Source organism: Arthrobacter sp. Hb9-2 (assembly GCF_059091165.1).
This window is the reverse complement of the sequence record NZ_JBNHGJ010000031.1, coordinates 39,918-64,289: the sequence shown is the minus strand read 5'-3', so window position 1 is coordinate 64,289 and position 24,372 is coordinate 39,918. Positions and strand designations below refer to the sequence as shown.

Genomic DNA, 24,372 nt, shown 5'->3' with positions numbered 1-24,372 from the left:
AACACCTAGGCACAATGCCAGGTACTACGGTTCACAGCAAAGGACCCCGGAAGCCATTCGGCTTCCGGGGTCCTTTGTACTTATGGACGGGATCGTTTTGGTGCGGGCCACCTCGATGAGCGGCATCATCGACTGCCGGCGGCCGGAGCCGTCACCGCTACGCGGCGCTTTCTCCGCAGGCCCCAACTCCTCCGCCAGGGCCAGGAGCCTGTCCAGTTTGCCTGTGGCCTCGTCGATCCCTGCATGGGGGTCACCCACGTCTTTGAAGCGCGCGGGCACTGTGAGGACCGTGAATTGGTCGGGACGGAAGGAGCGCACCTCATCCCAGGAAAGCGGCGTTGAGACCCGGGCGTCGGGGAGGGGCCGGACCGAATATGCGGATGCCACCGTGCGGTCCTTGGCGTTCTGGTTGAAGTCCACGAACACGCTCTCGCCGCGCTCCTCCTTCCACCACCGGGCGGTGGCGAGTCCGGGGGCCCGGTTTTCGACTTCGCGCGCAAGGGTCTCCGCGGCAAGCCGCACGTCACGGTAGGGCCATTCCGGCGCGATGCGCACCAGGATGTGAAGTCCCCGGGAGCCGCTTGTCTTCGGCCAGCCCACCAGTCCCATGTCACCGAGTACCTCCCGTGCCACATAGGCGACATCCACGATTTGTGACCAGTCCACGCCCGGCATCGGATCGAGGTCCACCCGAAGCTCATCGGGATGCTCGAGGTCCTCCGCCCTGACAGGATGCGGGTTGAGGTCCAGGCAGCCAAGATTCACCACCCACGCCAGTCCTGCGGCATCCCGGATTACAGCCTCCTCGGCCGACGTGCCGGATGCGTAGTGCAGGGTGGCCGTGTCGATGAAGTCAGGGCGGTTCTCGGGCACGCGCTTTTGGAAGAACGGCTCAGCGTCAATGCCCTTCGGGAAACGCTTGAGCACCATGGGCCGCCCGCCGGCACCGCGGAGCGCGCCATCCGCCACCGCGAGGTAGTACCGCACCAGGTCCAGCTTCGTGAGCCCGGGCCCGGGGAACACCACTTTGTCCGGGCTTGAGATGCGGACCTCCGCGCCACCGATGTCGAGGATCTCGGCCGGGGTCTTCGAGGGCGTCATGCCGTCACGCTAGCAACGATTGGATTTCTCAGCCATAGTTCGGAGGGACGCACCGTGCCGGACGCACCGGCACGGTGAACGCAGCGGCGCAGCTTAAACAGCTGTGCCCGGCGCATTATGCACCGGGCACCGCGGAAGGCTGGTTATGCTGCAGGCTGGGAAGCTGCGAGGGCATAAAAAACGCCCTTGATTTGCTCCACGACCTCTGCATCGTCCTTCGGGTGGACTTCGGCGAAGCGCACCATTGAACCCGGCACTGCGAGCTTGACGTCCTCGAGGATCTGGGCGCCGGCGATTCCTGCTGCCTTGCGGGCCTCGTCCTGGGCCCAGACTCCACCGTACTGGCCGAAGGCAGTGCCGACGACGGCGGTGGGCTTACCGGCGAGGGCTCCGGCACCGAAGGGGCGGGACAGCCAGTCGATGGCGTTCTTCAGTGCTGCGGGTACCGTGCCGTTGTGCTCCGGGGTGACCAGGAGGAGCGTGTCGGCGTCGTTGGCTGCGGCGCGCAGGGCGGCAGCAGCGGCGGGAACTTGGCCTTCGACGTCAATGTCTTCGTTGTAGAAGGGGATGTTGCCAAGGTTTTCGTGGATGACGACGTCCACCTGCTCCGGAGCGTTCAGCTGGATTGCTTCGGCCAACTTCTGGTTGGTGGATTCGGCGCGGAGGCTGCCGACGAGGGTGAGTACGGTGCTCTTGGTCATGGGAACTCCTGGGGTAGGGGCGGCGGGAGGGGTCCGCCGGCCGGGTAATGGCTGAGGCTCTTGCTGCCTTCACCCATCTAAACGGACTACGGTCCGGTTCTTATTCCCGGGGTCTAGAATGTGGACTGTGAGCTTCATCCCAATGAGCCCCGGACTGTCGCCGGGTGAAGCGGTGGAACGCAGCGATGCCGCGCGGAATCGGGAGCGCCTGCTCGATGCTGCCCGGAGCCTCATCGGCGAGTGTGGGGCAGAAGGGCTGACTATGGACCGGCTCGCCGAGCACGCAGGGGTGGGCAAAGGCACCGTATTCCGCCGCTTTGGCAGCCGTGCCGGGCTCATGCTCACGCTCCTGAGCGAGTCCGAGGCCGCCTTCCAGGCCCGCTTTATGTTCGGGCCGCCACCCCTGGGCCCCGGCGCGCCCGGACTGGAACGCCTGGTTGCTTTCGGCGTGGAGCGGATTGCCTACGTGATGGAGTTTGGTGACTTGGCGCTCGCAGCGGAGAACACCTCCCGGGGCCGCTTTGAAGTTCCCGCAGCTGCCCTGTGGTACCGCCATATCGAGGTGCTGCTCAGGGAGGAGGGGTTCGGGGCCGACCCTTGGCTGATGGCGCGTTCGCTGGGCGCCACCCTGGCGCCGGACCGGCTCCTGAATCTGGTTCGGGTGCATGGGGTGAGTAGTGACCGGCTCAATGACTCGTGGCGGGAGCTTGTCACACGGGTTGTCACCGCTTCCTAGACTTCGCCGGTCATTGTTCTTGAGCCCTGTCACACCAAATTTACAAAATTATTCATAACGATCTGATACGGGCAGGTGGGTTTGCCCGCAACCAGCCCTTTTTGGGGAGCGGCTTGTGATAGTTTCCTCTGGAATGTGACCCGCGACATAGTCCACCAGGGCTAGGCCTGCAAAGGCTGCGGGAGCCCAGCTACCGCTGGCAGAGGACCCGATGAGGCGGCACAACCCCCGCTGATCCGGGGATAACGGAAGGATCCAGCACGTGATTGTTGATTTGCCCAACAGCCTGGCCCGCCTGCTGACACCGCGGGGTTTTACCGTCCAGCTGCCGGCGGCGAAGCTGAACTAGCGCCATGCTCAGGTACCTCGCCAAGCGTGGCATCACGTACGCTTTTATGATCTTCCTGACCACCTCGGCGGGTTACTTCCTGGCGGTCAGTTCCCTCAAGCCCGCGCTGCTGGAGCAGGAACGGATACCCCGGCCCACCCCGGAGCAGGTGGCAAACTCGATGCGGCTCAAGGGCCTGGACCCGGACCTGAGCCCGTGGGAGCGCTACGTGGAATGGCTGACTGCCATCGTTACCCGCTGGGACTGGGGCCGCAGCCCCAACGGCGCGTACATCAACGCGGAGTTCGGGGACCGGGTGTGGATCTCCACCCGGCTCTTCCTTGCCTCCATCATCCTGACACTCGTCATCGGCGTGGCACTCGGAGTCTATTCGGCAGCACGCCAGTACAAGTTCCAGGACCGCGTCATTACGTCCTACAGCTACCTCGCCTACATCGTGCCTGCCCCGATCGCGTACTTCCTGGTTCAGCTGGGGGCCATTAACATCAACGAAACCGTGGGGGAGCGCATCTTTTTTGTCACCGGCATCTCCACGCCCGGAATAGAGCCGGGGTGGGCGCAGTTCGTGGACATGCTGGCGCACTACGCGGTTCCGACCATCGCCATCACGCTGGTGGGGTGGGGTTCATACCAGATTGCGCAGCGCCAGTACCTCCTGGACAACGTGAACGCCGACTTTGTCCGGACCGCCCGGGCCAAGGGGTTGACCCGGAACCAAGCGATCTCCCGGCATGCACTGCGTGTCTCGTTCATTCCCGTAGCCCAAAGCATCGCCTTCACCATTCCGGCGATCTTTGCCGGCGGCTTCTTTGCGGAGAAGATCTTCGCCTGGCCCGGTGTCGGCTCCTGGAGCATCGACGCCATCTCGCTCCAGGACGTCAACGCCGCCACGGCCACGCTGGCCTACGGTTCCGTTATTTTCGCCCTGGGGGCCATCCTGGCGGACTTCGCCACCACCCTCGTTGACCCGAGAGTGCGGGTGCAGTAGCCATGACCAACCTCAACGCCGTGGACCCGGCCGCCGTCGCACAGGACGCCCACCTGGAAAACGCCGATGTCATCATCGGCAAGAACACCATCATCTTCCGCCGCTTTATGCGCAACAAGACGGCCGTGACAGGCCTTGCCATTTTCCTGGCCCTGACCGTCTTCTCCTTTGTCGGTGGCTACTTCACCCCCTGGGACAAGGAGACCATCGATCCCTTCAACATCGGTATGCCTCCCTCGGCCGAGCACTTCCTCGGAACGTCCCAGGCAGGCATTGACCTCTATGCCATGACGGTCGAAGGCACCAGGATCTCCATCCTCATCGGCTTGATCGTGGGGCTTGTCTCCGTCCTGATTGCCGCCGTCTATGGGTGCACCATGGCCTACTTCGGCGGCAAGGTGGACAAAGTGATGCTCTTTGTCCTCGAAGCGCTCATCATGATGCCGGCACTGCTGGTGGTAGCGGTTGCCACCAGCGGGGGAGGGGAAGGGCTGAAGCGGGACCTGCCCTCCTGGCTGCTGCTGATCATCGTTCTGCTGGTCTTCAGTTGGATGGGCACAGCCCGGCTGATCCGGTCGCTGTCCATGTCCCTGATGCAGCGGGACTACGTCAAAGCCGCCCAGTACATGGGTGTCCCGCCGCGCCGGATCGTCTGGCGGCACCTGGTTCCCAATATCGGTTCCCTGTTGGTGCTCGACATTACCCGCGGCGTCACCGGCGCCATCCTTGCGGAGGTTGCCTTCTCGTTCATCGGCATTGGCATCAAAGTTCCGGACGTCAGCCTGGGGGTCCTGATCGGCGGCGCAACATCGCAGGTACAGACCTTTCCCTGGATGTTCTGGGTGCCGTTGACCGTGATGTTCCTGCTCACAGGCTCCTTGGCCATGATGAACGACGGACTGCGGGACGCCTTCGACCCCAGCTCCAGCTCAAGCGGCAGCGCCAAAAAACGCAGCGCCCTGAAAACCCGTGTTAAGGGGAAGTCCTCATGAGCAGCGAAATTGCCGCCAGCCACGCCGAACAGCCACAGTCAACAGTGGAGCGGCTGCACGTCGCCGGCCTGCACGCCGCCACGGACGCAGTCCTCTCTGTCCGCGACCTGAACGTCCGCTTCAACACCGAGAACGGCGTAGTACACGCAGTCCGGGGCGTTGATTTTGACCTCCTGCCCGGGAAGACGCTGGGCATCGTGGGGGAATCGGGCTCCGGCAAATCGGTTACGTCCCTGGCCATCATGGGGCTCCTCCCCACCACGGCGGAAATATCCGGGTCCGTTCGGCTCAAAGGCAAGGAGTTGCTGGGCCTCAGCGACAAAGCCATGTGCGAGTACCGTGGCAACGAACTGGCCATGGTCTTCCAGGACCCGCTGTCGTCCCTGACGCCGGTGTACACCGTGGGCACCCAGATTGTGGAAGCGCTCACCATCCACAACCCCGCCATGAGCAGGCACGCAAAAGAAGCCCGCGCCGTCGAACTCCTGGCCATGGTGGGCATTCCCAGCCCCAAGGACAGGCTGAAGGCCTTCCCGCACGAGTTCTCCGGCGGCATGCGCCAGCGGGTGATGATTGCCATTGCGATCGCGAACAACCCGCGCGTCCTCATCGCTGACGAGCCGACGACGGCCCTGGACGTCACCATCCAGGCGCAGGTGCTGGAGGTGCTGCATACCGCCCAGGAGGAGACGGGCGCCGCCGTCGTGATGATCACGCACGACCTGGGCGTGGTGGCCGGGATGGCAGACGACATCATGGTGATGTACGCCGGCAAGCCCGTGGAGACGGGCGCAGTGGACGACATCTACTACAACCCGCGGATGCCCTACACCATGGGATTGCTCGGCGCCGTGCCGCGGGTCGACGTGGCGGAGAAGGCGTCCCTGGTTCCCATTGAGGGCATGCCGCCCAACCTGCTCCACACACCCACCGGCTGCTCTTTCGCACCCCGCTGCCCCCTCGCAACAGATGCCTGCCTGGAGGGCGAGCCGGCGTTGGCGGCGGTGCCCGGAAGTGCGATTCACCGCGCCGCCTGCATCAAGTCCGGGTCCCTTGGCGGCGACGTCGACGTCCACGACGTCTTCTCGGCCCCGCCGGTGGCGGTGTCCCGCTTTGATGCCATTCCGCGTACGGAACGCTCCACGGTCCTGCAGCTCAAGGACGTGCGCAAGCACTTCCCCCTGACCAGAGGTGCGCTGCTGAAGCGCCGGATCGGCACCGTCAAGGCCGTGGACGGTGTCAGCTTCGACATCCGCGAGGGTGAGTGCTTCTCGATCGTTGGCGAGTCCGGTTCCGGAAAGACCACCACCCTGCTGGAAATCATGGAGTTCCACAAGGACCAGGACGGCGAGGTGACGATTGGCGGCATCAGCAACAAGCAGGCTGCCGATGCCCGGACCAAGAGTGCGATGCGCCGCGAGATGCAGATGGTGTTCCAGGACCCTACGGGGGCGCTGGACCCGCGGTTCACGGTCTACGAAGTCCTCGCCGAGCCGCTTCAGAACGCCGGCATGGACAAGCAGGCCATCAGGACACGCATCATGGAACTGATGAAGCTGGTGGGCCTGCAGCCGGACCATGTCAACCGCTTCCCCAACCAGTTTTCCGGCGGACAGCGCCAGCGCGTCGGCATTGCCCGCGCCCTGGCCGTGAATCCGAAGCTGGTGGTCCTGGACGAACCTGTCTCCGCCCTTGATGTTTCCGTCCAGGCCGGCGTGATCAACCTCCTGGACAAGCTCCGTGCCGAGCTGGGGCTCAGCTACCTGCTGGTGGCCCATGACCTTTCGGTGGTCCGGCACATCTCCAACCGCGTGGCTGTTATGTACTTGGGCAAGATTGTGGAGATCGGTGAAGTGGACCGGGTGTTCGACAACCCCCGCCACCCCTACACCAGGGCCCTGCTCTCGGCCATCCCGGTGCCGGACCCGCAGGTGGAGAAGACCAGGGAGCGGATCATCCTGCGGGGTGACCTGCCCTCCCCCCTGGACGCCCCCAAGGGCTGCAACTTTGCCACCAGGTGCCCCGTTTTCGCGGCGCTGCCGCCGGTGAAACAGGAAAAGTGCCTCACTCTGGAGCCCCCGCTGGAACCGGTGGCACCCTCGGCAGCGGCCCAGGCCCTGGCCGCCCAGCCGCTGCCGGCCCTGGACCAGCGCTTCGCCTGCTTCTTCCCGGACGGGGAACTGGATGAGGACATGCTGGTAGTCCACGAATCATCGGATCACCATGCACCTTAAGTTTTTTCGACCCATCACAAGCATCACCACCTGCAACAACGAAGGGAACACCATGAGGAAACTGAACAAGATCGGCGGAGCGGCGGCCATTGCTGCTGCTCTGGCGCTGACGGCCTGCGGCAGCGGCGGTGGCGGGGCCACAGGGCCGGAAACGGCAAAGGGGCAGGAAGCAGGCAGCGACCTGTCCAAGCTCATCAGCGTTAACGAAAAGCCCGCCGCAGATCTTGAACAGGGCGGCAAGGTTACCCTTCCGCTGGGCAACATCGGCCCGGACTTCAACGGCTTCTCGAACAACGGCAACAGCGCAGACAACTCGGCGCTGCAGATTCCCATGAACCCTGTCGCTGTAAACAGCGGCGGCATCGGCGGTTGCTGGAAGCTCGACTTCGAGGGCAAGGCCTCGCCCAATAAGGACTTCTGCGAGGAGGTCACGAACGAAGTCAAGGATGGCAAACAGACCATCACCATCAAGGTCAACGAGAAGGCCACCTACAACGACGGCACCCCCATCGACGTCAAGGCCTTCCAGAACACCTGGACCATCCTGAAGAGCCCCGATGCCGGCTACGACATCGTCTCCTCGGGAGCGTACGAGTTTGTTGAATCCGTCGAGGCGGGCAGCAGCGACAAGGAAGTCATCGTCAAGACCAGCCGGCCGGTGTACCCGCTGGAGGACCTGTTCTTCGGCCTGATCCACCCCGCTGTCAACACTCCGCAGATCTTCAACGAAGGCTTTAACGGGGAATTGCACCCGGAGTGGATGGCAGGCCCGTTTAAGCTGGACCAGTACGATACCGCAGCCAAGACGGTAACCCTGGTGCCCAACGAGAAGTGGTGGGGCAACAAGCCGGTCCTGGAAAGCGTGGTGTTCCGCCAGCTCGAGACCAGCGCCCAGATCGCTGCCTTCAAAAACGGCGAGATCGACGCGATGTCAGCCAACACCATCGCCCTCTACAAACAGCTCGAAGGCACCAAGGACTCCGAGGTCCGCCGCGGCCAGCGTCTCTTCGCCGGCGGCATGAACATCAACGCCCAGAAAATCACCGATGTCGCAGTCCGCAAGGCGATCTTCGCGGCAGTGGACCGAGAAGCACTCCGCAAGGTGCGCTTTAACGGCCTGAACTGGGAAGAGCCCAGCTCCGGCTCCATGATGCTCCTGCCCTTCTCCGAGTACTACCAGGACAACTACCCCGTGAAGGAAACCGGTCCCGATGCTGCCAAGAAGGTGCTGACCGACGCCGGCTACACCGCGAACGCCAACGGCATCATGGAGAAGGACGGCAAGCCCGCCGCCTTCAAGATCAGCAACTTCGGTGACGATCCCACCACCCTCGCCTTCACCCAGACCCTGCAGAAGCAGCTCCAAGCCGGCGGCATGGATGTTGGCATCGACCAGCGCGCCTCCGCCGACTTCGGCAAGGTGATTGGTGGCCGCGACTTCGACATGAGCGTTTCCGGCTACACAGTCGGTCCGGACGCCACGTCCGCCGTCAAGCAGTACTACGACTCCAAGACCAACGAAAACCAGCTGGGCGATGCCGAACTGGACAAGAAGATCGCCGATCTGGCATCCATCGAGGACAACGCCGAGCGCAACAAGGCGGCAATGGAAGTTGAAAAGGAGCACATGGCGAAGTACTTCTCCATGGGCGTAGTGATGAACGGTCCGCAGATCTCCTTCGTCCGCACTGGCCTGGCCAACTACGGCCCGTCCCTGTTCCAGAGCCTGTCCCAGGTTCCGGACTGGACCACCCTCGGCTGGGAAAAGAAGTAAAACCCCGCCTCAGCTGAAGAGCAACTGACTACGGCAAATACGGCAACACGGCGAGGCCGGCATCTCCTGGAAAATCGGGGGTGCCGGCCTTAACCGTGCCCGAACCGCCGCCCCCCTTTCCGAACGCTCCATCACTTACCGCGGCTTTTCCCGGAACGCTCCATCACGTCCCGCGGCTTTCCAGGGACGCTCCATCACGTCCCGCGGCTTTTTCCGGAACGCTCTCTCACCTTTGAACACTTCGGGGACCGGCGCACACGTGCCGGAGTACCGTAGCCCTATGACTGACTCCGCCGCTCCACGCACCATCCGCACGGCCGTCGTCGGCTACGGCCTGTCCGGCAGCGTCTTCCACGCGCCCTTGATCGGGACGGACGCGCGTTACTCGTTGGACGTCATCGCCACGTCCAACGTGGAGCGGCAGAAGGCAGCCACTGCCCGCTACCCCGGCGTGAGGACAGTGCACGACGGCGATGCTGTCCTGGCGCGCGCTGCTGACCTTGACCTCGTGGTCCTGGGCACCCCGCCAGCCACGCACTACCCGCTCGCCAAGTCAGCGCTCGAGGCCGGCCTGGATGTGGTGGTGGATAAGCCGTTCGCGGTGACCAGCGAGGAAGGACAGGTGCTTGTTGCCCTCGCCCAACAACTGGGCCGGGTGTTGACGGTGTTCCAGAACAGGCGGTGGGACGGGGACTTCCTAACGCTCCGGAAACTCCTGGCGGCGGACGCCGTGGGGAAGGTGACCAGGTTTGAGTCGCGGTTCGAGCGGTGGTCTCCCGCCATCGCCAAAGCGTGGAAGGCGCACGCCACCGTCTCGGACGGGGGCGGCGTCTTGTTCGACCTCGGCAGCCACCTGATCGACCAGGCGCTCCTGCTGTTTGGTCCCGCGACGGTGGTCCACGCCGAGCTGAGGGCCCGGCGCGCGGACGAGCGGGCGGACGACGACGTCTTCCTGGTGCTGCGGCACACCTCAGGAGTGCTGAGCCACCTCACAATGAATATGCTCTGCGCGCAGCAGGGCCCGCGGTTCCGTGTGTTGGGTTCCGTCGGCGGCTACACCAAGAACGGTGTGGATCCGCAGGAGCCGTACATCGTTGCTGGCGGCAGCCCCTTGGACGCGGAGTACGGCGAGGAGGCACCGGAGTGGGCAGGGCTCCTGGGCCGCGACGGCCACCTGGATGCCCTCCCCACCGAGCGGGGCGCCTACCCTGAGTTCTACCGGCTCCTGGCGGACAAAATCCTCGACGGCGGAGCCACCTCACCCCTGCCGCTCCCGGTAGACCCCGCAGACGCCGTCGAGTCCCTCAAACTAATAGAAGAGGCGCGCGAACTGGCCCGCGGCAGGGTTTAAACGACAACGCTGGACCACAGACATCCGGCAGCGTGCCCCCCACCAGCTCCCTAACCTCACAAGCTCAGCCAGGGAACCCTGCTGGCGTGGGCCCAGGCGACGAAGGAGCCAGCACGCAGAGGATGTGTGTCGTCCAGCGCAGCGGGTCGAGTCAAGACTTACGCAGAAACCAGTTCGTGCCAGTCCGCTACGAGGGGCAGGTTGTGCGCTTCGGACACGGAGTGGTGTGCCACGTGGCCTGCGGCTATGTTGAGGCCGGCGGCGAGGGCGGGGTCGCGGTCGAAGGCGGCCTTGACGCCGAGGTTGGCCAGGGACACGGCGTACCGCAGGGTCACGTTGGTCAGGGCGTAGGTGGAGGTGTTGGGGACGGCGCCGGGCATGTTGGCCACGCAGTAGAAGATGGTGTTGTGGACCTTGTAGGTGGGTTCCTGGTGCGTGGTGGGGCGGGTGTCCTCAAAGCAGCCGCCCTGGTCCACGGCGATATCCACCAGGACTGAACCGGGCTTCATGCGGGCCACCAGCTCGTTGGTTACCAGCTTGGGGGCCTTGGCGCCCGGGATGAGGACGGAGCCGATTACCAGGTCGGCGTCCACCACGGACTTTTCGATCTCGTAGGAGTTCGATGCCACCGTCTTCAGCCGGCCCTGGTACTGGGCGTCCAGCTCGCGCAGGCGGTTGATGTTGATGTCCATGATGGTGACGTCGGCACCCAGGCCCAGCGCCATGGCGGCTGCGTTGGTTCCGGCAACGCCGGCGCCCAGGACAACCACCTTTGCGGGCCGGACGCCGGGCACGCCGCCCAGCAGCACGCCCTTGCCACCGGCGGGGGCCATCAGGGAAGCGGCGCCCACCTGCACAGAGAGCCGGCCGGCTACCTCGGACATGGGGGCCAGCAGCGGGAGGGTGCGGCCTTCCTGGACGGTCTCGTAGGCGATGGCGGTGACGCCGGAGTTGATGAGCTCACGGGTAAGTTCCGGCTCGGCGGCGAGGTGGAGGTAGGTGAAGAGGATCAAGCCCTTGCGGAAGCGGTGGTACTCGGCGTTGATGGGTTCCTTGACCTTCATCACCATGTCCGCACGTGCCCAGACGTCGTCGGCGTCGTTGACAATCTCGGCGCCGGCGATGGCGTATTCCTCGTCTGTGATCCCTGAGCCCAGTCCCGCGCCGCGTTCCACCAGCACGGTGTGGCCGTGGGTGCGGAACTCGTGGACGCCGGCGGCGGTGATGGCCACCCGGAATTCGTTGTTCTTGATTTCTTTGGGGACACCGATGATCATCGTGGGCTCCAGGTTCTCGGCTGGTAAGCCGGAAAGTGCGGAAGATTCTGTGTTTCCACGATAAATCCGATTGTGAGCCAGCCGACATGTGAAGCAAGGGTCGGTGAATTAAGAACCCCGCCATTCCGCGGATTACAGCACAAGAGAATCGACATTTGTTTAGCCTCTGGGCGTCATGTGTCGCCTCATGTCCGTTCGTGCAAGCAGGCGGAAAAGCAGTAGTGTTGGGCCATGCAGCAGCAGGGCGTGGAGCAACTGGTCGAGCAGGTGGCGCAGAAACTGGGCCGCGGCTTGTCCCTGGAAGACCTGGACGGCGTGCTGCTGGCGTACAGCTCCAACCAGTCCCACGCCGACCGGGTCCGCGTGAACTTCCTGCTCAGCAAGAAGGTACCGGCCGATGTCAGCGCCTGGCAGCTGTCCCACGGTATTGCCACGGCCGTCCGCCCCGTCGCGGTTCCCGCAAACCCTGACCTTGGAATGCTGGGCCGCGTCTGTGTCCCGCTGATGGTCCGCGGCTTCCGGGTGGGTTACCTCTGGGTGCAGCAGGACTCTGTGGAGGAGAATCCGACGTCGATCCTCACGCAACTGCCAACGGTCACCAACGAGCTCGAGATGCTCTCCGGTTTGCTCCTCGATTCGAACACCGCCGAGTCCGAATTCCGGCGCGGGCGGGAGCGGGAATTCCTTTCAGCTTGTGCGGGGGAAGCAAATGCGGTGGCGGCGGTGGCCGGCTGGAAAGAGGTTCAGGGCCGCGGGCCGTGGCAGATGGTTACAGTGCTCGACGCCGACGGGTGGGCGGGTGGGCCGGATCCCATCGCCTCAACCCTGATCCACCGTTCGGCAGCACTCCAGGCAACGGTGGGTGTTGATGCCGCCCTTTTCAGCGCCGGAACGGAGACCCACTCCGTGGTGCTGTTCCGCGAGTCATCGGGCCGCGCAAACCACGCCCAGGTCCTGGTCCACTACCAGCTGGAACTGGCAAAGCGCTCCGGCCGGCCGGTTCACCGCATCATCTTAGGTATCAGTGAAGGGTTTGCCCGGCCGCGGGAGCTCGCCGAGGCCTACCGGCAATCCAAGCTCGCTGCACAGGCCGCCGCAGTGGACGCCCAGCTCGGGGAGCTCGTGGACTGCCGGTCCACCGGCGTCTATCAGCTGCTGGCCTCTGCCGGGGGAGGGGCCGGCGCCTGGGCTGACTCCGGGTCCGTCTACTTCCGAACCCTTGAGGACCACGACCGCAACGGTGAACTGATCCCGGTCCTGGAACTGCTGTACGACAACGACGGTTCCGTCCAGGATGTTGCCGCCAAACTCCACCTGCACCGCAGCAGCATCTACAACAGGCTGGGCCGGATCCGGCAACTGCTGGGGGTGGATCCGCTGAAAGGGATGCCCCGCCTGGAACTGCATGCTGCCCTTAAGATGCGGCGCTGGGCCCTTCGGCCCCGAATCTGAGGTCCCCGTCAGCCTGGTCCGCAACCGCCTTTTTCTGCCGGTCCTTCTTCTGCCCCTCCAGCCACGCCATGATCGCCGCCAGGGGAATGCGCCGGTGGCTGCCCCGGTACTCCACGGGAATCTCGCCGCGGTCCGTCATGTTGCGCAGGTAGGTGTGCGAGATTCCCGCGAGTTCTGCAGCCTTTGACGTGGTCAGCATTTCCTCCACGCTGCTGACGGTCACAGCCTCGCCGCGGCTGAACCGCTGCAGGAGGTCTACCACGGCGTCCCTCGCCAGGGGCGGCAGGCGGTGGACAGTGCCGTCCACAAAAACGGTGATGTCGTCGCTGCCGGCCAGGGCCTGCTGCAGCTTTACGGCGTCGTCGGGCGGAAGGGCGCCGGCCATCCTGGGAGCAATCAGTGCCATGGCCCCAGCCTACCGGTGGATCACCGGCCTGCCGATGTGACAGGTTCACTCGTGCGTCCCGGCCTGCCGGTGGCTTTCCAGCTCCGGCGGTATGCTCGGCTGATGGCATTAACTGGTGGCCGGGACGTTGAATCCGGCGGTTTGCAGGGAAGGCTCTACGCCTCCGTCCAACCGGCAGAGATGGGAGCCCGGCCCACTTATGTGCTGCTGCACGGCATCGGTGTCTCCCACCGCTACCTGGCCCGGCTTCACGAGGAACTGGCAGAAGCAGCGGACGTCTATTCCTTCGACCTGCCCGGCTTCGGGAAGTCGTCAAACCCCGGGCGCCAACTGCAGGTTGAGGAATTTGCTGCCTTCGTAGGGGACGTCCTGACGGAGGCCGGGGTGGACAATTACGTGCCCGTGGGCCACTCGATGGGCACGCAGTTCGCGGTGGAACTGGCGCTGCAGGAACCTGAGCGGGTATCCGGCGCAGTCCTGATGGGGCCAGTGGTGGAATCGAGCAGAAAATCGGTGATCCGGCAGGCGATGGCGCTGACGCGGGACGCGATGTTCAGCGAGTCCCTGGCCTCCAACGCCATCGTGTTCGGCGACTACTTCCGGGCGGGCCCGCGCTGGTACCTGACCGAACTGCCGGTGATGATGGAATACCCGCTGGAGGAACGGCTGGCCGCGGTCAGCCAGCCCGTGCTGGTGCTTCGTGGAACCAAAGATCCCATTGCCCGCCGGCCCTGGTGCGTGCGTCTCGCAGAGGTGGCCCAGCAGGGAACGGTGGCCGAAATTCTGGGCCAGGGCCACGTCTTCCAGCACACTGCACCGGAAATCGCGGCCCAGGCCATCAGCGGCTGGGTCCGGGCCGTGAACGGGTTCGGCGTTACTGCCTGACGGACCCCCGCCGGCAGGGCGGGGGCCGGCAGCGTCAGAGTCCCAGTTCCTCCAGGACGGGCAGCCTTTCGCGCACCCACGCCCGGGCCTCCGTGGCGCTGGGCGCGGACAGGGCGAGCTTGGCGAGCTGCTGCGCTTCCTCGAGGGTCACCGTCTTAAGCACCGCAGCGACGGCGGCGAGGGAGCGGGCGGTCATGGACAGCGTGCTCACGCCGAGGCCGGTAAGGACGACGGCGAGCGCCGGGTCCGCAGCTGCCTCACCGCAGACGCCGACGGGTTTGTTGCTGCCCTCGGCGCGTGATCCCTCCACCGTCAGCCCCACCAGGCGCAGGACGGCCGGCTGCCAGGGGGTATTGAGGTTGGCGAGCGGGCCGAGCTGGCGGTCGGCGGCCATGGCGTACTGGGTGAGGTCGTTGGTGCCAAGGCTCGCGAAACCCACTTCGCGGAGGATGGCTTCCGCAGTAAGGGCAGCAGAAGGAACCTCCACCATGACGCCGGGGGTCTTGATGCCGGCATCGGCACACATGGAGGCGAAACGGGCTGCCTCTTCCGCCGTCGAGATCATCGGGGCCATGACCCACACGTCCGCTTCGGACTGCTTTTCGGCCAGCGCGATGGCTTCCAGTTGACGGTCCAGGACGCCGGGGGTGGTGAAGTCGGTGCGGTAGCCGCGGACGCCGAGGGCGGGATTGGGTTCGGTTGAGTCGGTGAGGAAGGGGAGCGGCTTGTCGGCGCCGGCATCGAGGGTGCGCAGGACCACTTTCTTGCCCGGGAAGGCATCAAAGACCTTCTTGTAGGCAAGGGCCTGCTCTTCAACACTGGGTTCGGTGTCACGTTCCAGGAAGCAGAACTCCGTGCGGAACAGGCCCACGCCCTGGGCGCCGAGCTTGGCGGCCGCCTCCGCGTCCTTGCCGCCGCCCACGTTGGCGAGCAGGGGGACCAGGTGGCCATCCGCCGTCGAGCCCGTGCCGCTGAACTCGGCCAGCAGCGAAGCCGTGGCCGCCCACGCCTCTGCGGCCGCGCGCAAGGCTTCGTCCGGCTCGGAGGTGACAGCGCCGGCGGCGCCGTCCAAGTACACTTCCGTGCCGTCCGGGAGTTCGTCCACCCCTACTGCCGCGACGACGGCGGGCAGGCCGAGGGAACGGGCGATGATGGCGGTGTGGGACTGGGGTCCGCCGCCTGAGGTCACCAGGGCCAAAACCTTGTTCGGGTCCAGGGTGGCGGTATCGGCCGGGGCCAGGTCCTCGGCCACCAGGACAAAGGGGGTGCTGGACGCCGGGATGCCGGGTGCGGGGACTCCGCGCAGTGCGGCGACGATCCGGGCGCGCACGTCCAGGACGTCGGTGGCGCGCTCGGCCATGTAGCCCCCCAGGTTGTGGAGCATTTCGGAAACGGAGGAGCCGGACTCCCAGATGGCGCGTTCGGCCGATGTTCCGCGGGCAACGAGTTTGGCGGCACCCTTGATCAGCATGGTGTCCTTGGCCATCAGTGCCGTGGCTTCCAGGACTGCCTTGCCGTCGCCGGTGGCATGGGCGGCGCGCGCTTTGAGCTCATCGTGCACGGCCTGCGAGGCCGCCTTCAGCGCTGCTGTGGCTTCCTCGGCGGTGGTGCCTGCTGCCAGTTGCTCGCCGGCCGGAGGCTCGCTGATGGGTTTGGGCATCTGCCGGACGGTGCCGATAACGCGGCCTGGGCTGACGCCTACTCCTGGGAAGTTCTGCACTGAAGGTCCTCATTCTCTGCCGGTTGCCAGGCCCGCCGGTATTGTCCGGCGCCATGCCGGTCCGCCGGAGGACTGCTACGTCCGGAGGCGGGAAACGTGCCTGAAAAAATTGTATGTGATTCAGTTCATATAGCATTGCTATAGGTGCTAGGGTAGCGGTTATGAGTTTGGATGGCCAGCTTCCCCCCAAGATGCGGCTGCTGCGTGCAGCCGCCGAGCTGCTGGCAAACTCTGCGGGAGCGCCTGTTTCCACCCGCCAAATCACCCAGCTGGCAGGGGTGACGGCTCCCACGCTGTACCACCACTTCGGTGACAAGGAAGGGCTGTTCGACGCCGTCGTCGCCGCAGGGTTTGAAGAGTATGTTGCGGGCGAAAGGGATTTCGCCCCCTCCGGACAGCCGCTCGAAGATATCCGGAGAATGTGGGACAACCACGTGCAGTTCGGGCTCAACCAGCCGGAACTGTACCTGGTGATGTTCGGCAACATCCGCCCGGAAAGCCGCCCCGCCATCGTTGCCGATGCCGAGGCGCTGATGGAGGAGATGCTGAACAAGGCAGCGGTGGCAGGCCAGCTGAATGTCCAGCCCCGGGAAGCGGCCAGGTCCATCCTGGCCGCGAACGTGGGCGTGACGCTGATGCTGATTGCGGAGCCCGCCTCCGACCGGAACCTCGAATTGTCCACCATGACCCGGGACGCCATGATTTTCGCGGTGTCCGCCGAGCCGGCCAGCGGCGCGGCCCCGGACGACACCGGGAAATCATCGGTGGTGGTGGCAGCGATCGCCCTGAACGCCGCACTTCAGGCCTCGCACTCAGACCAGCTCTCCAGCTCGGAACTCAAACTCTTCCTCGAATGGCTTCACCGCATCTCCACCAGCCCGGCGGGCTGAAAAGCGCCAACAGTTCTATCAGTACGTCGTCGTAAGTATCGGACCATCCTGCGGAGCAGCGGGAATGACGGTTAGGAAAGCACATGGCAACAGAGACAGTTGCGAAACCCCGCACCAGTATGCGGGTTGGCGTCCAGAAGTTCGGGACGTTCCTGTCCGGGATGATCATGCCCAACATCGGCGCCTTCATCGCCTGGGGCATCATCACAGCCCTCTTCATTGAGAAGGGCTGGCTGCCTGTTCCACAGCTGGGCGGCTTCGGCGAGACAAACGGGGTGCCGAACACCGGCCTCGTGGGACCAATGATCACTTACCTGCTGCCGCTGCTGATCGGCTATACCGGCGGCAAGATGGTCTACGACGTCCGCGGCGGCGTGGTGGGCGCCATCGGCACCATGGGTGTGATCGTGGGTGCCGGCATCCCCATGTTCATCGGCGCAATGATCATGGGCCCGCTGGGCGGCTGGACCATGAAGAAGATCGACTCGATCTGGGACGGCAAGATCCGCCCCGGCTTCGAGATGCTGGTCAACAACTTCTCCGCCGGCATCTGGGGCGGACTGCTTGCCCTGCTGGGCTTCTACGGCATCTCGCCGCTGGTTTCGGCGTTCAGCACCGGCGCGGGCAACGTGGTGCAGTTCCTGGTCAACAACGGCCTGCTGCCCCTTACCAGCATCTTCATCGAACCGGCCAAGGTACTCTTCCTCAACAACGCCATCAACCACGGCGTGCTCACCCCGCTGGGCGTCCAGCAGTCACTGGAGCAGGGCAAGTCGATCCTGTTCCTGCTGGAAGCCAACCCCGGCCCCGGCTTCGGCATCCTGCTCGCCTACATGTTCTTCGGCCGCGGTGCCGCCAAGGCCTCCGCTCCCGGTGCCGCCATCATCCACTTCCTGGGTGGCATCCACGAGATCTACTTCCCGTACGTGCTGATGCGTCCGCTGCTGATCCTGGCGGCCATTGCCGGCGGCATGACGGGCATCGCCACCCTGGCCATCACCGGTGCAGGCCTGGTGGCTCCGGCCGCGCCGGGGTCCATCATCGCCGTTCTCGCGCAGACTTCGCGCGACAGCTACGTGGGCGTCATCCTGGCGGTCCTCCTGGCCACCGCGGCGTCCTTCCTGGTGGCCTCGGTCATCATGAAGACCACCAAGCACAGCGATGAGGGCGACCTCAGCGCGGCCACGTCCCGCATGGAGCAGATGAAGGGCAAGAAGAGCTCCGTATCCTCCACCCTGACGGGCGCGGGTTCCGCTGCCGGTGGCGGCGGGGTTGCTGTTCTGGCCGGACCTGTGCGGAACATCGTGTTCGCGTGCGACGCCGGCATGGGCTCCAGTGCCATGGGCGCCTCGGTGCTGCGGAACAAGATCAAGGCGGCCGGGTTCCCCGACGTGAAGGTCACCAACGCCTCCATCGCCAACCTCAACGACGACTACGACGTTGTGGTCACCCACCAGGACCTGACCGAACGCGCCAAGCCGGCCACCTCCAGCGCCGTCCACTATTCCGTTGACAACTTCATGAGCAGCCCGCGCTACGACGAAATCGTGGAACTGGTCAGGGAGAGCAACACCGACGGTGCCTCCGTAATGGAAGGTCCGGACGCCGGTGCGGGAACACCGGGCGGAGCGTCCGCATCCGGACCGGCGACGGGACTAGCGGCTGGAACTGCAGCTGGAGGAGCCGCCGGCACCGCCGTCGGAACGTCCGAAGCCGAACCCGCGGGGACCGGAACGTCCGAAATCCTGGCCCGGGAGAGCGTAGTGCTCCGCGGAGCAGCTACCACCCGTGATGCCGCCATCGACGAAGCCGGCCGGCTCCTGCTGGCCCGCGGTGCGGTGGATGAGGACTACGTCAGGGCCATGCACGAGCGGGAACAGTCGGTGTCCACGTACATGGGCAGCTTCCTGGCCATCCCGCACGGCACCAACGCGGCCAAGGACCACATCCGGAAGTCCGCGGTGTCCGTGATCCGTTACCCGGAGGGCATTGACTGGAACGGCAAGCAGGTCAAGTTCGTGGTGGGTGTCGCCGGCATCAACAACGAACACCTGCACATCCTGTCCTCCATCGCGAAGGTCTTCACCAACAAGGAACAGGTGGCCCGGCTGGAGGCCGCCACGTCAGAGGACGAGGTCCTGGAGCTCTTTGGAAAGGTCAACGCATAGTGAAGGCGGTACATTTCGGGGCCGGAAACATCGGGCGCGGCTTTGTGGGCCTGCTCCTGCACAACGCAGGCTATGAGGTGGTGTTTGCCGACGTAGCGGAGGACCTCATCGCCGAACTCGCCAAGGCCGAGAGCTACGCCGTGCATGAAGTAGGGGAGAACCCTGCGGTGCGGACGGTGAACAACTTCCGGGCGTTGAATTCCACTACGCAGGAGGCCGAGCTCGTTGCAGAAATTGCGACGGCGGACATCGTTACCACCGCGGTGGGCCCGCACATCCTGAAGTTCGTGGCGCCTGTAATTGCCAGGGGCATCGTGGCAAGGGGGGCAGAACTGGCTCCGCTACAGGTCATGGCCTGTGAGAATGCCATCAACGCCACCGACATCCTGGCCAAGGAAGTGGCTTCCCAGCCGGGGGCCGCCGCAGGGGCGCTGGACGGCAAAGCGGTGTTCGCGAACACTGCAGTAGACCGGATTGTGCCAAACCAGGAAGCAGGCCAGGGCCTGGATGTCACGGTGGAGACGTTCTACGAATGGGTCATCGACCGTACTGCTTTTGCCGGTGCCGCCCCCCAAATCCCGGGTGCCACGTTTGTGGACGACCTCTCGCCGTATATCGAGCGGAAGCTGTTCACGGTGAACACCGGCCACGCGTCGGCGGCCTACTTCGGGTTCGAGGCGGGCCTGGAGAAGATATCCGACGCCATGGCGGACCAGGACGTTGCCGAGGACGTCCGGGCGGTGCTGGAGGAGACCAAGCAACTCCTGGTCTCCAAACACGGTTTCAGTAACGATGAGCAGGAAGCGTACGTCCAGAAGATCCTGGTCCGGTTCTCCAACCCGTACCTGCCGGACACGGTGAACCGGGTGGGGCGTGCCCCGCTGCGGAAGCTGAGCCGGCACGAGCGGTTCATCGGCCCGGCCGCGGAACTCGCTGAACGCGGGGTGGTGCCTGAGGCACTTCTGGGAGCCATTGCCGCAGCCCTCCGATTCAACGATCCCGCTGATACCGAGGCAACAGAGCTCGCCCAAATCCTCGCTTCCGCCAGCCCGGCTGATGCCACGGCGAGGATTACAGGCCTGGAGCCCGGGCATCCGTTGTTCAACGCCGTCTCCACCCTGGTGGAGGAACGCCAGGCGGAACTCGCCCAAACCCCCGCCTAGACGCTCTCCCAGTTCCTGCGGGTTTTTCGGCAACCCTCTCGCAATTACGACGCCGGCACTTCCCCAAGTGCCGGCGTCGTTGTGTGTGATCTCTCCCACTTATGACTCGATACTGCCACTTCCGTTTTGAAGTTAGCCTTCCCTTACTTATAGGCTCTGGACCATTAGGCAACGAAGTTGTGACGTATTACCCGAGCGGAGAAAACGTGAAGAAGAGGCTGTCGAGCTACCTGGGGGCACTTGCGGCGGGAGCGGCGCTTTTGACCGTCACCGCTTGCGGAGGAAGCGCGACGGCGACTCCCGCTGACGAAGCAACCACCATCACCGTGGAGCACGCCCAGGGCACTACCGCCAACGTCCCGGTGAACCCGGAGAAGGTTTTCACGTTCGACCTCGGCGTCTTGGACACGCTGGATGCCCTCGGTGTTGAGCCCGCAGGCGTGCCGGAAGCTGCCTACCCGGAAGCGCTCAGCAAGTACGCCGATGCGAAGTACAGCAAAATCGGGTCGCTGAAGGAGCCCGACTTCGAGGCCGTCAGCGCCGGCGAACCGGACCTCATCATCATCTCCGGCCGTACCGCGGGAGCCTATGAGGAACTGAGCAAGATCGCCCCCACTATCGACCTGTCCATCGATGCTGCCCAGCCGATGGAAAGCTTCAAGGCGCAGACCGGAAAGCTGGGAACCATCTTCGACAAGGCAGCCGAAGTGGAAGAAAAGCTCGCCGCAGTGGACGCCACCATCTCCGACACGAAGGCCAAGGCCGCCGACGCCGGCAAGGGTTTGATCGTCCTGACCTCCGGCGGAGAGTTGACGGCTTACGGCGCCGGCTCGCGCTTCGGCATCATCCACGACGTCCTGGGCGTCCCCACGGCAGCAGACGTCAAGGTTGACGGCAGCCACGGCGAGGCAATCTCCTTCGAATACATCAAGCAGGCCAACCCGGACATCCTCTACGTCATCAACCGCGACACGGCGGTAGGCACTGAAGCTTCCGCCGCCAACCCCATCCTGGACAACGAGCTCGTCCAGTCCACGAACGCCGCCAAGAACAACAAGGTCATCAACCTTGATCCCGCCGGCTGGTACATCGTGGGTTACGGCCTGAACAACGTCAAGGCAATGGTGGACGCCGTCGCCGAGTCCGTGGCCTAACGCCACCCAACTGAGCACCAAGCTCCATGACCGCCACCGCCGTGCGCCCGCTTGCGCCGGCAACCCGCAGCCTGGCCCGCCGCAGTGCAGGCCTGGCTGCGGCCGCAGTTTCCGTCCTTGCCCTCGCGGCCGCCAGCATGTTTGTGGGCGTCAGCGACGTCTCACTTCCGGCCCTCCTGTCGGGCGAACCGGCCACGGTGGAGGTTTTCTGGATTTCCCGTGTGCCACGGACCCTCGCCGTGGTGCTCGCCGGCATGGCGGTGGCTGTCGCCGGCCTGATCATGCAGCTCATGGCCAGGAACCGCTTTGTGGAGCCCTCAACGGTGGGGACGGTTGAATCAGCCACCCTCGGGATCCTGGTGGTTACCGTCTTCGCCCCGCAGGCCCCGGTGCTGGCCAAGATGCTGGTGGCCAGCGCCTTCGCCATGCTGGGAACCGCGCTCTTTTTGGCCATCCTGCGGCGGCTCCCGGCCCGCAACACCCTGCTCATCCCGCTGGTGGGAATCATGCTGGGTGGGGTGATTGCTGCCGTCACCACGTTCTTCGCCTACCGCTACGACCTGCTGCAGACCCTCAGCAACTGGATGATGGGCGACTTCTCCGGGGTCCTCCGTGGCCGGTACGAGCTGCTCTGGATCGTCGCCGTCCTGATGCTGCTGGGCCTCCTCGCCGCCGACCGTTTCACCGTGGCGGGAATGGGCCAGGACTTCACCACCAACCTGGGACTCAACTACGCCCGGACCATGCGGCTGGGCCTGGTTATCGTCTCGTTGATCTCGGCGGTTGTGGTCACCACCGTGGGCGCAGTCCCCTTCCTGGGACTCGTGGTGCCCAACATCGTGTCCCTCATCTTCGGCGACAACCTGCGCCGCGCCGTTCCCTGGACAGCCCTGTTCGGTGCCGCCTTCGTGCTGGCGTGCGACATCATCGGCCGGACCATCCGCTACCCCTACGAGGTCCCCGTGGGAATGGTCATGTCCGTGCTGGGCGCCATTCTCTTCCTCGCCCTGATCCTGAGGAAACGCAATGCGTGAAAGCACAACGCTGCTGCCACCCGCCAAAAGCCCTGGCAATGTGAAGGGGCAGGCCGTGGGGGCAGCGCACAAGCTCAAAGCCGCCATCCGTAACGCCTCCCCCCGACTGGTGGTGGGAGTCCTGCTCGCGGCCGCTGCCGCCGTCGTCTGCCTTTTCCTGTTCTTCGAACTCAAAGGCAATATCGCCTATATCCTGCCGCGCCGAGCCATCAAAGTGGCCGCGATGCTGCTGGTGGCCGTTGCCGTAGGGGTGTCCACCCTCCTGTTCCAGACCGTTACGGCCAACCGGATCCTGACGCCGTCAATTATGGGCTTCGATTCGCTGTACATCCTGGTGCAGACGGTGATGGCGTTCACGCTCGGGGCCGCCGCGGTGGTGGCCGCCCCGCCCGCGCTGCAGTTCGGCGTTGAAGTGCTGCTGATGGTGGCGTTCAGCGCGCTGCTGTACCGCTGGATGTTCACCGGCCCCACCCGCTCCCTCCACCTGCTCCTGCTGGTGGGCGTCATCCTGGGCAGCCTGTTCCGTGGCCTGTCCTCCCTGCTGCAGCGGTTGATGGAGCCGAGCGAATTCATCATCCTCCAAGACCTGTTCTTCGCCAGTTTCAACAATGTGGATCCCGCGCTGCTGGGCGTCTCCACGGTCATCGTTGCTGTTGTCTGTGCTGTTGTCTGGCGGGCGCGCCACACGCTGGACGTGCTCGCGCTGGGGCGCGACGTGGCCATCAACGTGGGTGTGGACCACCGGAAAGTGGTGATGCGGGTCCTTCTGGGGTGCTCGCTGCTCGTGGCGGTGTCCACAGCGTTGGTGGGGCCAGTGACGTTCTTCGGGCTGCTGGTGGTGAGCCTGGGCTATCAGCTGTGCCGCGGCTTCAGCCACGCCTGGTTGCTGCTCATCGTGGTGCTGATTGGCGCCGTGGCCCTGGTGGGCGGGCAGTTGCTCCTGGAAAAGGTGTTCGGCTTCGGCACCGCCCTGAGCGTGGTCATCGAATTCGCCGGCGGCATCCTGTTCCTCTACCTCCTCCTGAAAGGCTCCCTGAAATGACCATCGCGGTCCGCAACGTCTCCAAGAGCTACGGCGGGCAGGCGGTACTCGACGACATCAGCTGCGTGATCCCCGAGGGCGGCATCACCTCGATCATCGGCCCTAACGGGGCGGGAAAGTCCACCCTCCTCTCGCTGATCAGCCGGTTGCAGCCGCTCGAGGCAGGCACAGTGTCCGTGGCCGGCCTGGATATCGCCGCCACAGACAGCCGGGAGCTGGCGCGGACCATGGCCATCCTGCGGCAGGAGAACCACCTCACCATGCGGCTCACCGTCCGGGACCTTGTGGCTTTTGGCCGCTTCCCCCACTCCGGCGGCCGGCCCACTGTGGAGGACCTCGCCAAGGTGGAGGAAGCCATCGCCCACCTGGACCTGACGCCCATGGCGGACAAGTTCGTGGACGAGCTCTCGGGCGGCCAGCGCCAGCGCGCGTTCATCGCCATGGTGCTTGCGCAGGACACCCGGTACCTGCTCCTGGACGAGCCGTTGAACAACCTGGACATGAAGCACTCGGTGGAAATGATGCGGCTCCTGCGCAGGCTGGCTGACGAGTTCGGCAAGACCATCGTCCTGGTGGTCCACGACATCAACTTCGCGTCCTGCTACTCGGACACCATCCTGGCCATGAAGGACGGGCGGCTGGTCCACCAGGGCAGCCCCCGCCAAATCATGCAGCAGGCCATGCTCCGGGACGTGTACGACATCGACATCCGCATCGAGGACATCGACGGCAACCGGATCGGCGTCTACTTCGCCTGACGTTCCCCACGCTCTCTCACTTGATGCGTCCTTTCCGGCGACCCTCTCTCACTTGACGTGGGTTTTCCGGCGACCCTCTCTCACTTGACGTGGGTTTTCCGGCGACCCTCCTCCACCTTCTGCACGAAAAGCACAAACCCTCCCGCACTAAAAAACGTGGGGGAGGGTCTGCCGTTGAGCTGCGGAAGGTGAAGGAG

20 protein-coding genes are annotated in these 24,372 nt (G+C 64.8%); 15 read left to right on the top strand and 5 right to left on the bottom strand.

The window, feature by feature from the left end; all coding sequences use genetic code 11:
* Nucleotides 1-24: 24 nt before the first annotated feature.
* Nucleotides 25-1,101 (bottom strand): non-homologous end-joining DNA ligase, encoded by a 1,077-nt coding sequence (gene ligD / locus AC5RV1_RS16525; RefSeq protein WP_493995305.1) that lies wholly within the window; start codon nt 1,099-1,101, stop codon nt 25-27.
* Nucleotides 1,102-1,244: 143 nt separating this feature from the next.
* On the bottom strand, nt 1,245-1,802 hold the full coding sequence (locus AC5RV1_RS16520) for an NAD(P)H-dependent oxidoreductase (RefSeq protein ID WP_493995304.1): 558 nt from the start codon (nt 1,800-1,802) through the stop codon (nt 1,245-1,247).
* A 127-nt stretch (nt 1,803-1,929) separates the two neighbouring features.
* Here AC5RV1_RS16520 and AC5RV1_RS16515 point away from each other — a divergent pair, with 127 nt between their 5' ends.
* The 6 genes from AC5RV1_RS16515 (at nt 1,930) to AC5RV1_RS16490 (ending at nt 10,226) form a co-directional block, all read left to right on the top strand.
* Nucleotides 1,930-2,538 carry a TetR/AcrR family transcriptional regulator gene (locus AC5RV1_RS16515; protein WP_493945433.1) on the top strand — a complete coding sequence of 203 codons (609 nt, stop codon included), beginning with the start codon at nt 1,930-1,932 and terminating at the stop codon, nt 2,536-2,538.
* 353 nt (nt 2,539-2,891) lie between these two features.
* Nucleotides 2,892-3,875, top strand: coding sequence for an ABC transporter permease (locus AC5RV1_RS16510; RefSeq protein WP_493945431.1), 984 nt, complete (start codon nt 2,892-2,894; stop codon nt 3,873-3,875).
* A gap of 2 nt (nt 3,876-3,877) precedes the next feature.
* Entirely contained in the window at nt 3,878-4,867 is a 990-nt protein-coding gene (locus AC5RV1_RS16505) for an ABC transporter permease (RefSeq protein WP_493945430.1), read from the top strand.
* Complete coding sequence (locus AC5RV1_RS16500; RefSeq protein ID WP_493995303.1) at nt 4,864-7,101, top strand: dipeptide ABC transporter ATP-binding protein; 2,238 nt, start codon at nt 4,864-4,866, stop codon at nt 7,099-7,101. The genes AC5RV1_RS16505 and AC5RV1_RS16500 overlap by 4 nt, the downstream gene beginning before the upstream one ends.
* Nucleotides 7,102-7,153: 52 nt before the next feature.
* Nucleotides 7,154-8,875 (top strand): ABC transporter family substrate-binding protein, encoded by a 1,722-nt coding sequence (locus AC5RV1_RS16495; RefSeq protein ID WP_493995302.1) that lies wholly within the window; start codon nt 7,154-7,156, stop codon nt 8,873-8,875.
* 280 nt (nt 8,876-9,155) lie between these two features.
* Nucleotides 9,156-10,226, top strand: a complete 1,071-nt coding sequence (locus AC5RV1_RS16490) for a Gfo/Idh/MocA family protein (RefSeq protein ID WP_493995301.1) — start codon at nt 9,156-9,158, stop codon at nt 10,224-10,226.
* Nucleotides 10,227-10,384: 158 nt separating this feature from the next.
* Here the strand turns inward: AC5RV1_RS16490 and ald are convergent, their stop codons facing one another.
* Entirely contained in the window at nt 10,385-11,503 is a 1,119-nt protein-coding gene (gene ald / locus AC5RV1_RS16485) for an alanine dehydrogenase (protein WP_493945426.1), read from the bottom strand.
* 231 nt (nt 11,504-11,734) lie between these two features.
* Here ald and AC5RV1_RS16480 point away from each other — a divergent pair, with 231 nt between their 5' ends.
* Entirely contained in the window at nt 11,735-12,955 is a 1,221-nt protein-coding gene (locus AC5RV1_RS16480) for a PucR family transcriptional regulator (RefSeq protein ID WP_493945425.1), read from the top strand.
* Here the strand turns inward: AC5RV1_RS16480 and AC5RV1_RS16475 are convergent.
* Nucleotides 12,918-13,361, bottom strand: a complete 444-nt coding sequence (locus tag AC5RV1_RS16475) for a helix-turn-helix domain-containing protein (protein ID WP_493945424.1) — start codon at nt 13,359-13,361, stop codon at nt 12,918-12,920. The two genes, AC5RV1_RS16480 and AC5RV1_RS16475, sit on opposite strands and share 38 nt — an antisense overlap.
* A gap of 102 nt (nt 13,362-13,463) precedes the next feature.
* On the opposite strand from AC5RV1_RS16475, the gene AC5RV1_RS16470 reads away from it, so the two are divergent.
* On the top strand, nt 13,464-14,246 hold the full coding sequence (locus AC5RV1_RS16470) for an alpha/beta fold hydrolase (protein ID WP_493945423.1): 783 nt from the start codon (nt 13,464-13,466) through the stop codon (nt 14,244-14,246).
* Between the two features lie 34 nt (nt 14,247-14,280).
* Here the strand turns inward: AC5RV1_RS16470 and ptsP are convergent, their stop codons facing one another.
* A complete protein-coding gene (gene ptsP, locus AC5RV1_RS16465; RefSeq protein WP_493945422.1) occupies nt 14,281-15,966 on the bottom strand; it encodes a phosphoenolpyruvate--protein phosphotransferase in 1,686 nt (561 codons plus the stop codon).
* Between the two features lie 161 nt (nt 15,967-16,127).
* On the opposite strand from ptsP, the gene AC5RV1_RS16460 reads away from it, so the two are divergent.
* The 7 genes from AC5RV1_RS16460 (at nt 16,128) to AC5RV1_RS16430 (ending at nt 24,175) form a co-directional block, all read left to right on the top strand.
* Entirely contained in the window at nt 16,128-16,856 is a 729-nt protein-coding gene (locus AC5RV1_RS16460) for a TetR/AcrR family transcriptional regulator (protein ID WP_256247314.1), read from the top strand.
* Nucleotides 16,857-16,939: 83 nt separating this feature from the next.
* Complete coding sequence (locus AC5RV1_RS16455; protein ID WP_493945421.1) at nt 16,940-19,024, top strand: PTS mannitol transporter subunit IICBA; 2,085 nt, start codon at nt 16,940-16,942, stop codon at nt 19,022-19,024.
* Nucleotides 19,024-20,187 (top strand): mannitol-1-phosphate 5-dehydrogenase, encoded by a 1,164-nt coding sequence (locus AC5RV1_RS16450; protein ID WP_493995300.1) that lies wholly within the window; start codon nt 19,024-19,026, stop codon nt 20,185-20,187. Before AC5RV1_RS16455 ends, AC5RV1_RS16450 begins: the two co-directional genes overlap by 1 nt.
* 206 nt (nt 20,188-20,393) lie before the next feature.
* Nucleotides 20,394-21,341, top strand: coding sequence for a siderophore ABC transporter substrate-binding protein (locus tag AC5RV1_RS16445; protein WP_493945419.1), 948 nt, complete (start codon nt 20,394-20,396; stop codon nt 21,339-21,341).
* A gap of 26 nt (nt 21,342-21,367) precedes the next feature.
* Complete coding sequence (locus tag AC5RV1_RS16440) at nt 21,368-22,375, top strand: ABC transporter permease (protein WP_493995299.1); 1,008 nt, start codon at nt 21,368-21,370, stop codon at nt 22,373-22,375.
* Nucleotides 22,368-23,417, top strand: a complete 1,050-nt coding sequence (locus tag AC5RV1_RS16435; protein ID WP_493995298.1) for an iron chelate uptake ABC transporter family permease subunit — start codon at nt 22,368-22,370, stop codon at nt 23,415-23,417. Before AC5RV1_RS16440 ends, AC5RV1_RS16435 begins: the two co-directional genes overlap by 8 nt.
* Nucleotides 23,414-24,175, top strand: coding sequence for an iron ABC transporter ATP-binding protein (locus AC5RV1_RS16430; RefSeq protein ID WP_493995297.1), 762 nt, complete (start codon nt 23,414-23,416; stop codon nt 24,173-24,175). Before AC5RV1_RS16435 ends, AC5RV1_RS16430 begins: the two co-directional genes overlap by 4 nt.
* Nucleotides 24,176-24,372: the final 197 nt, after the last annotated feature.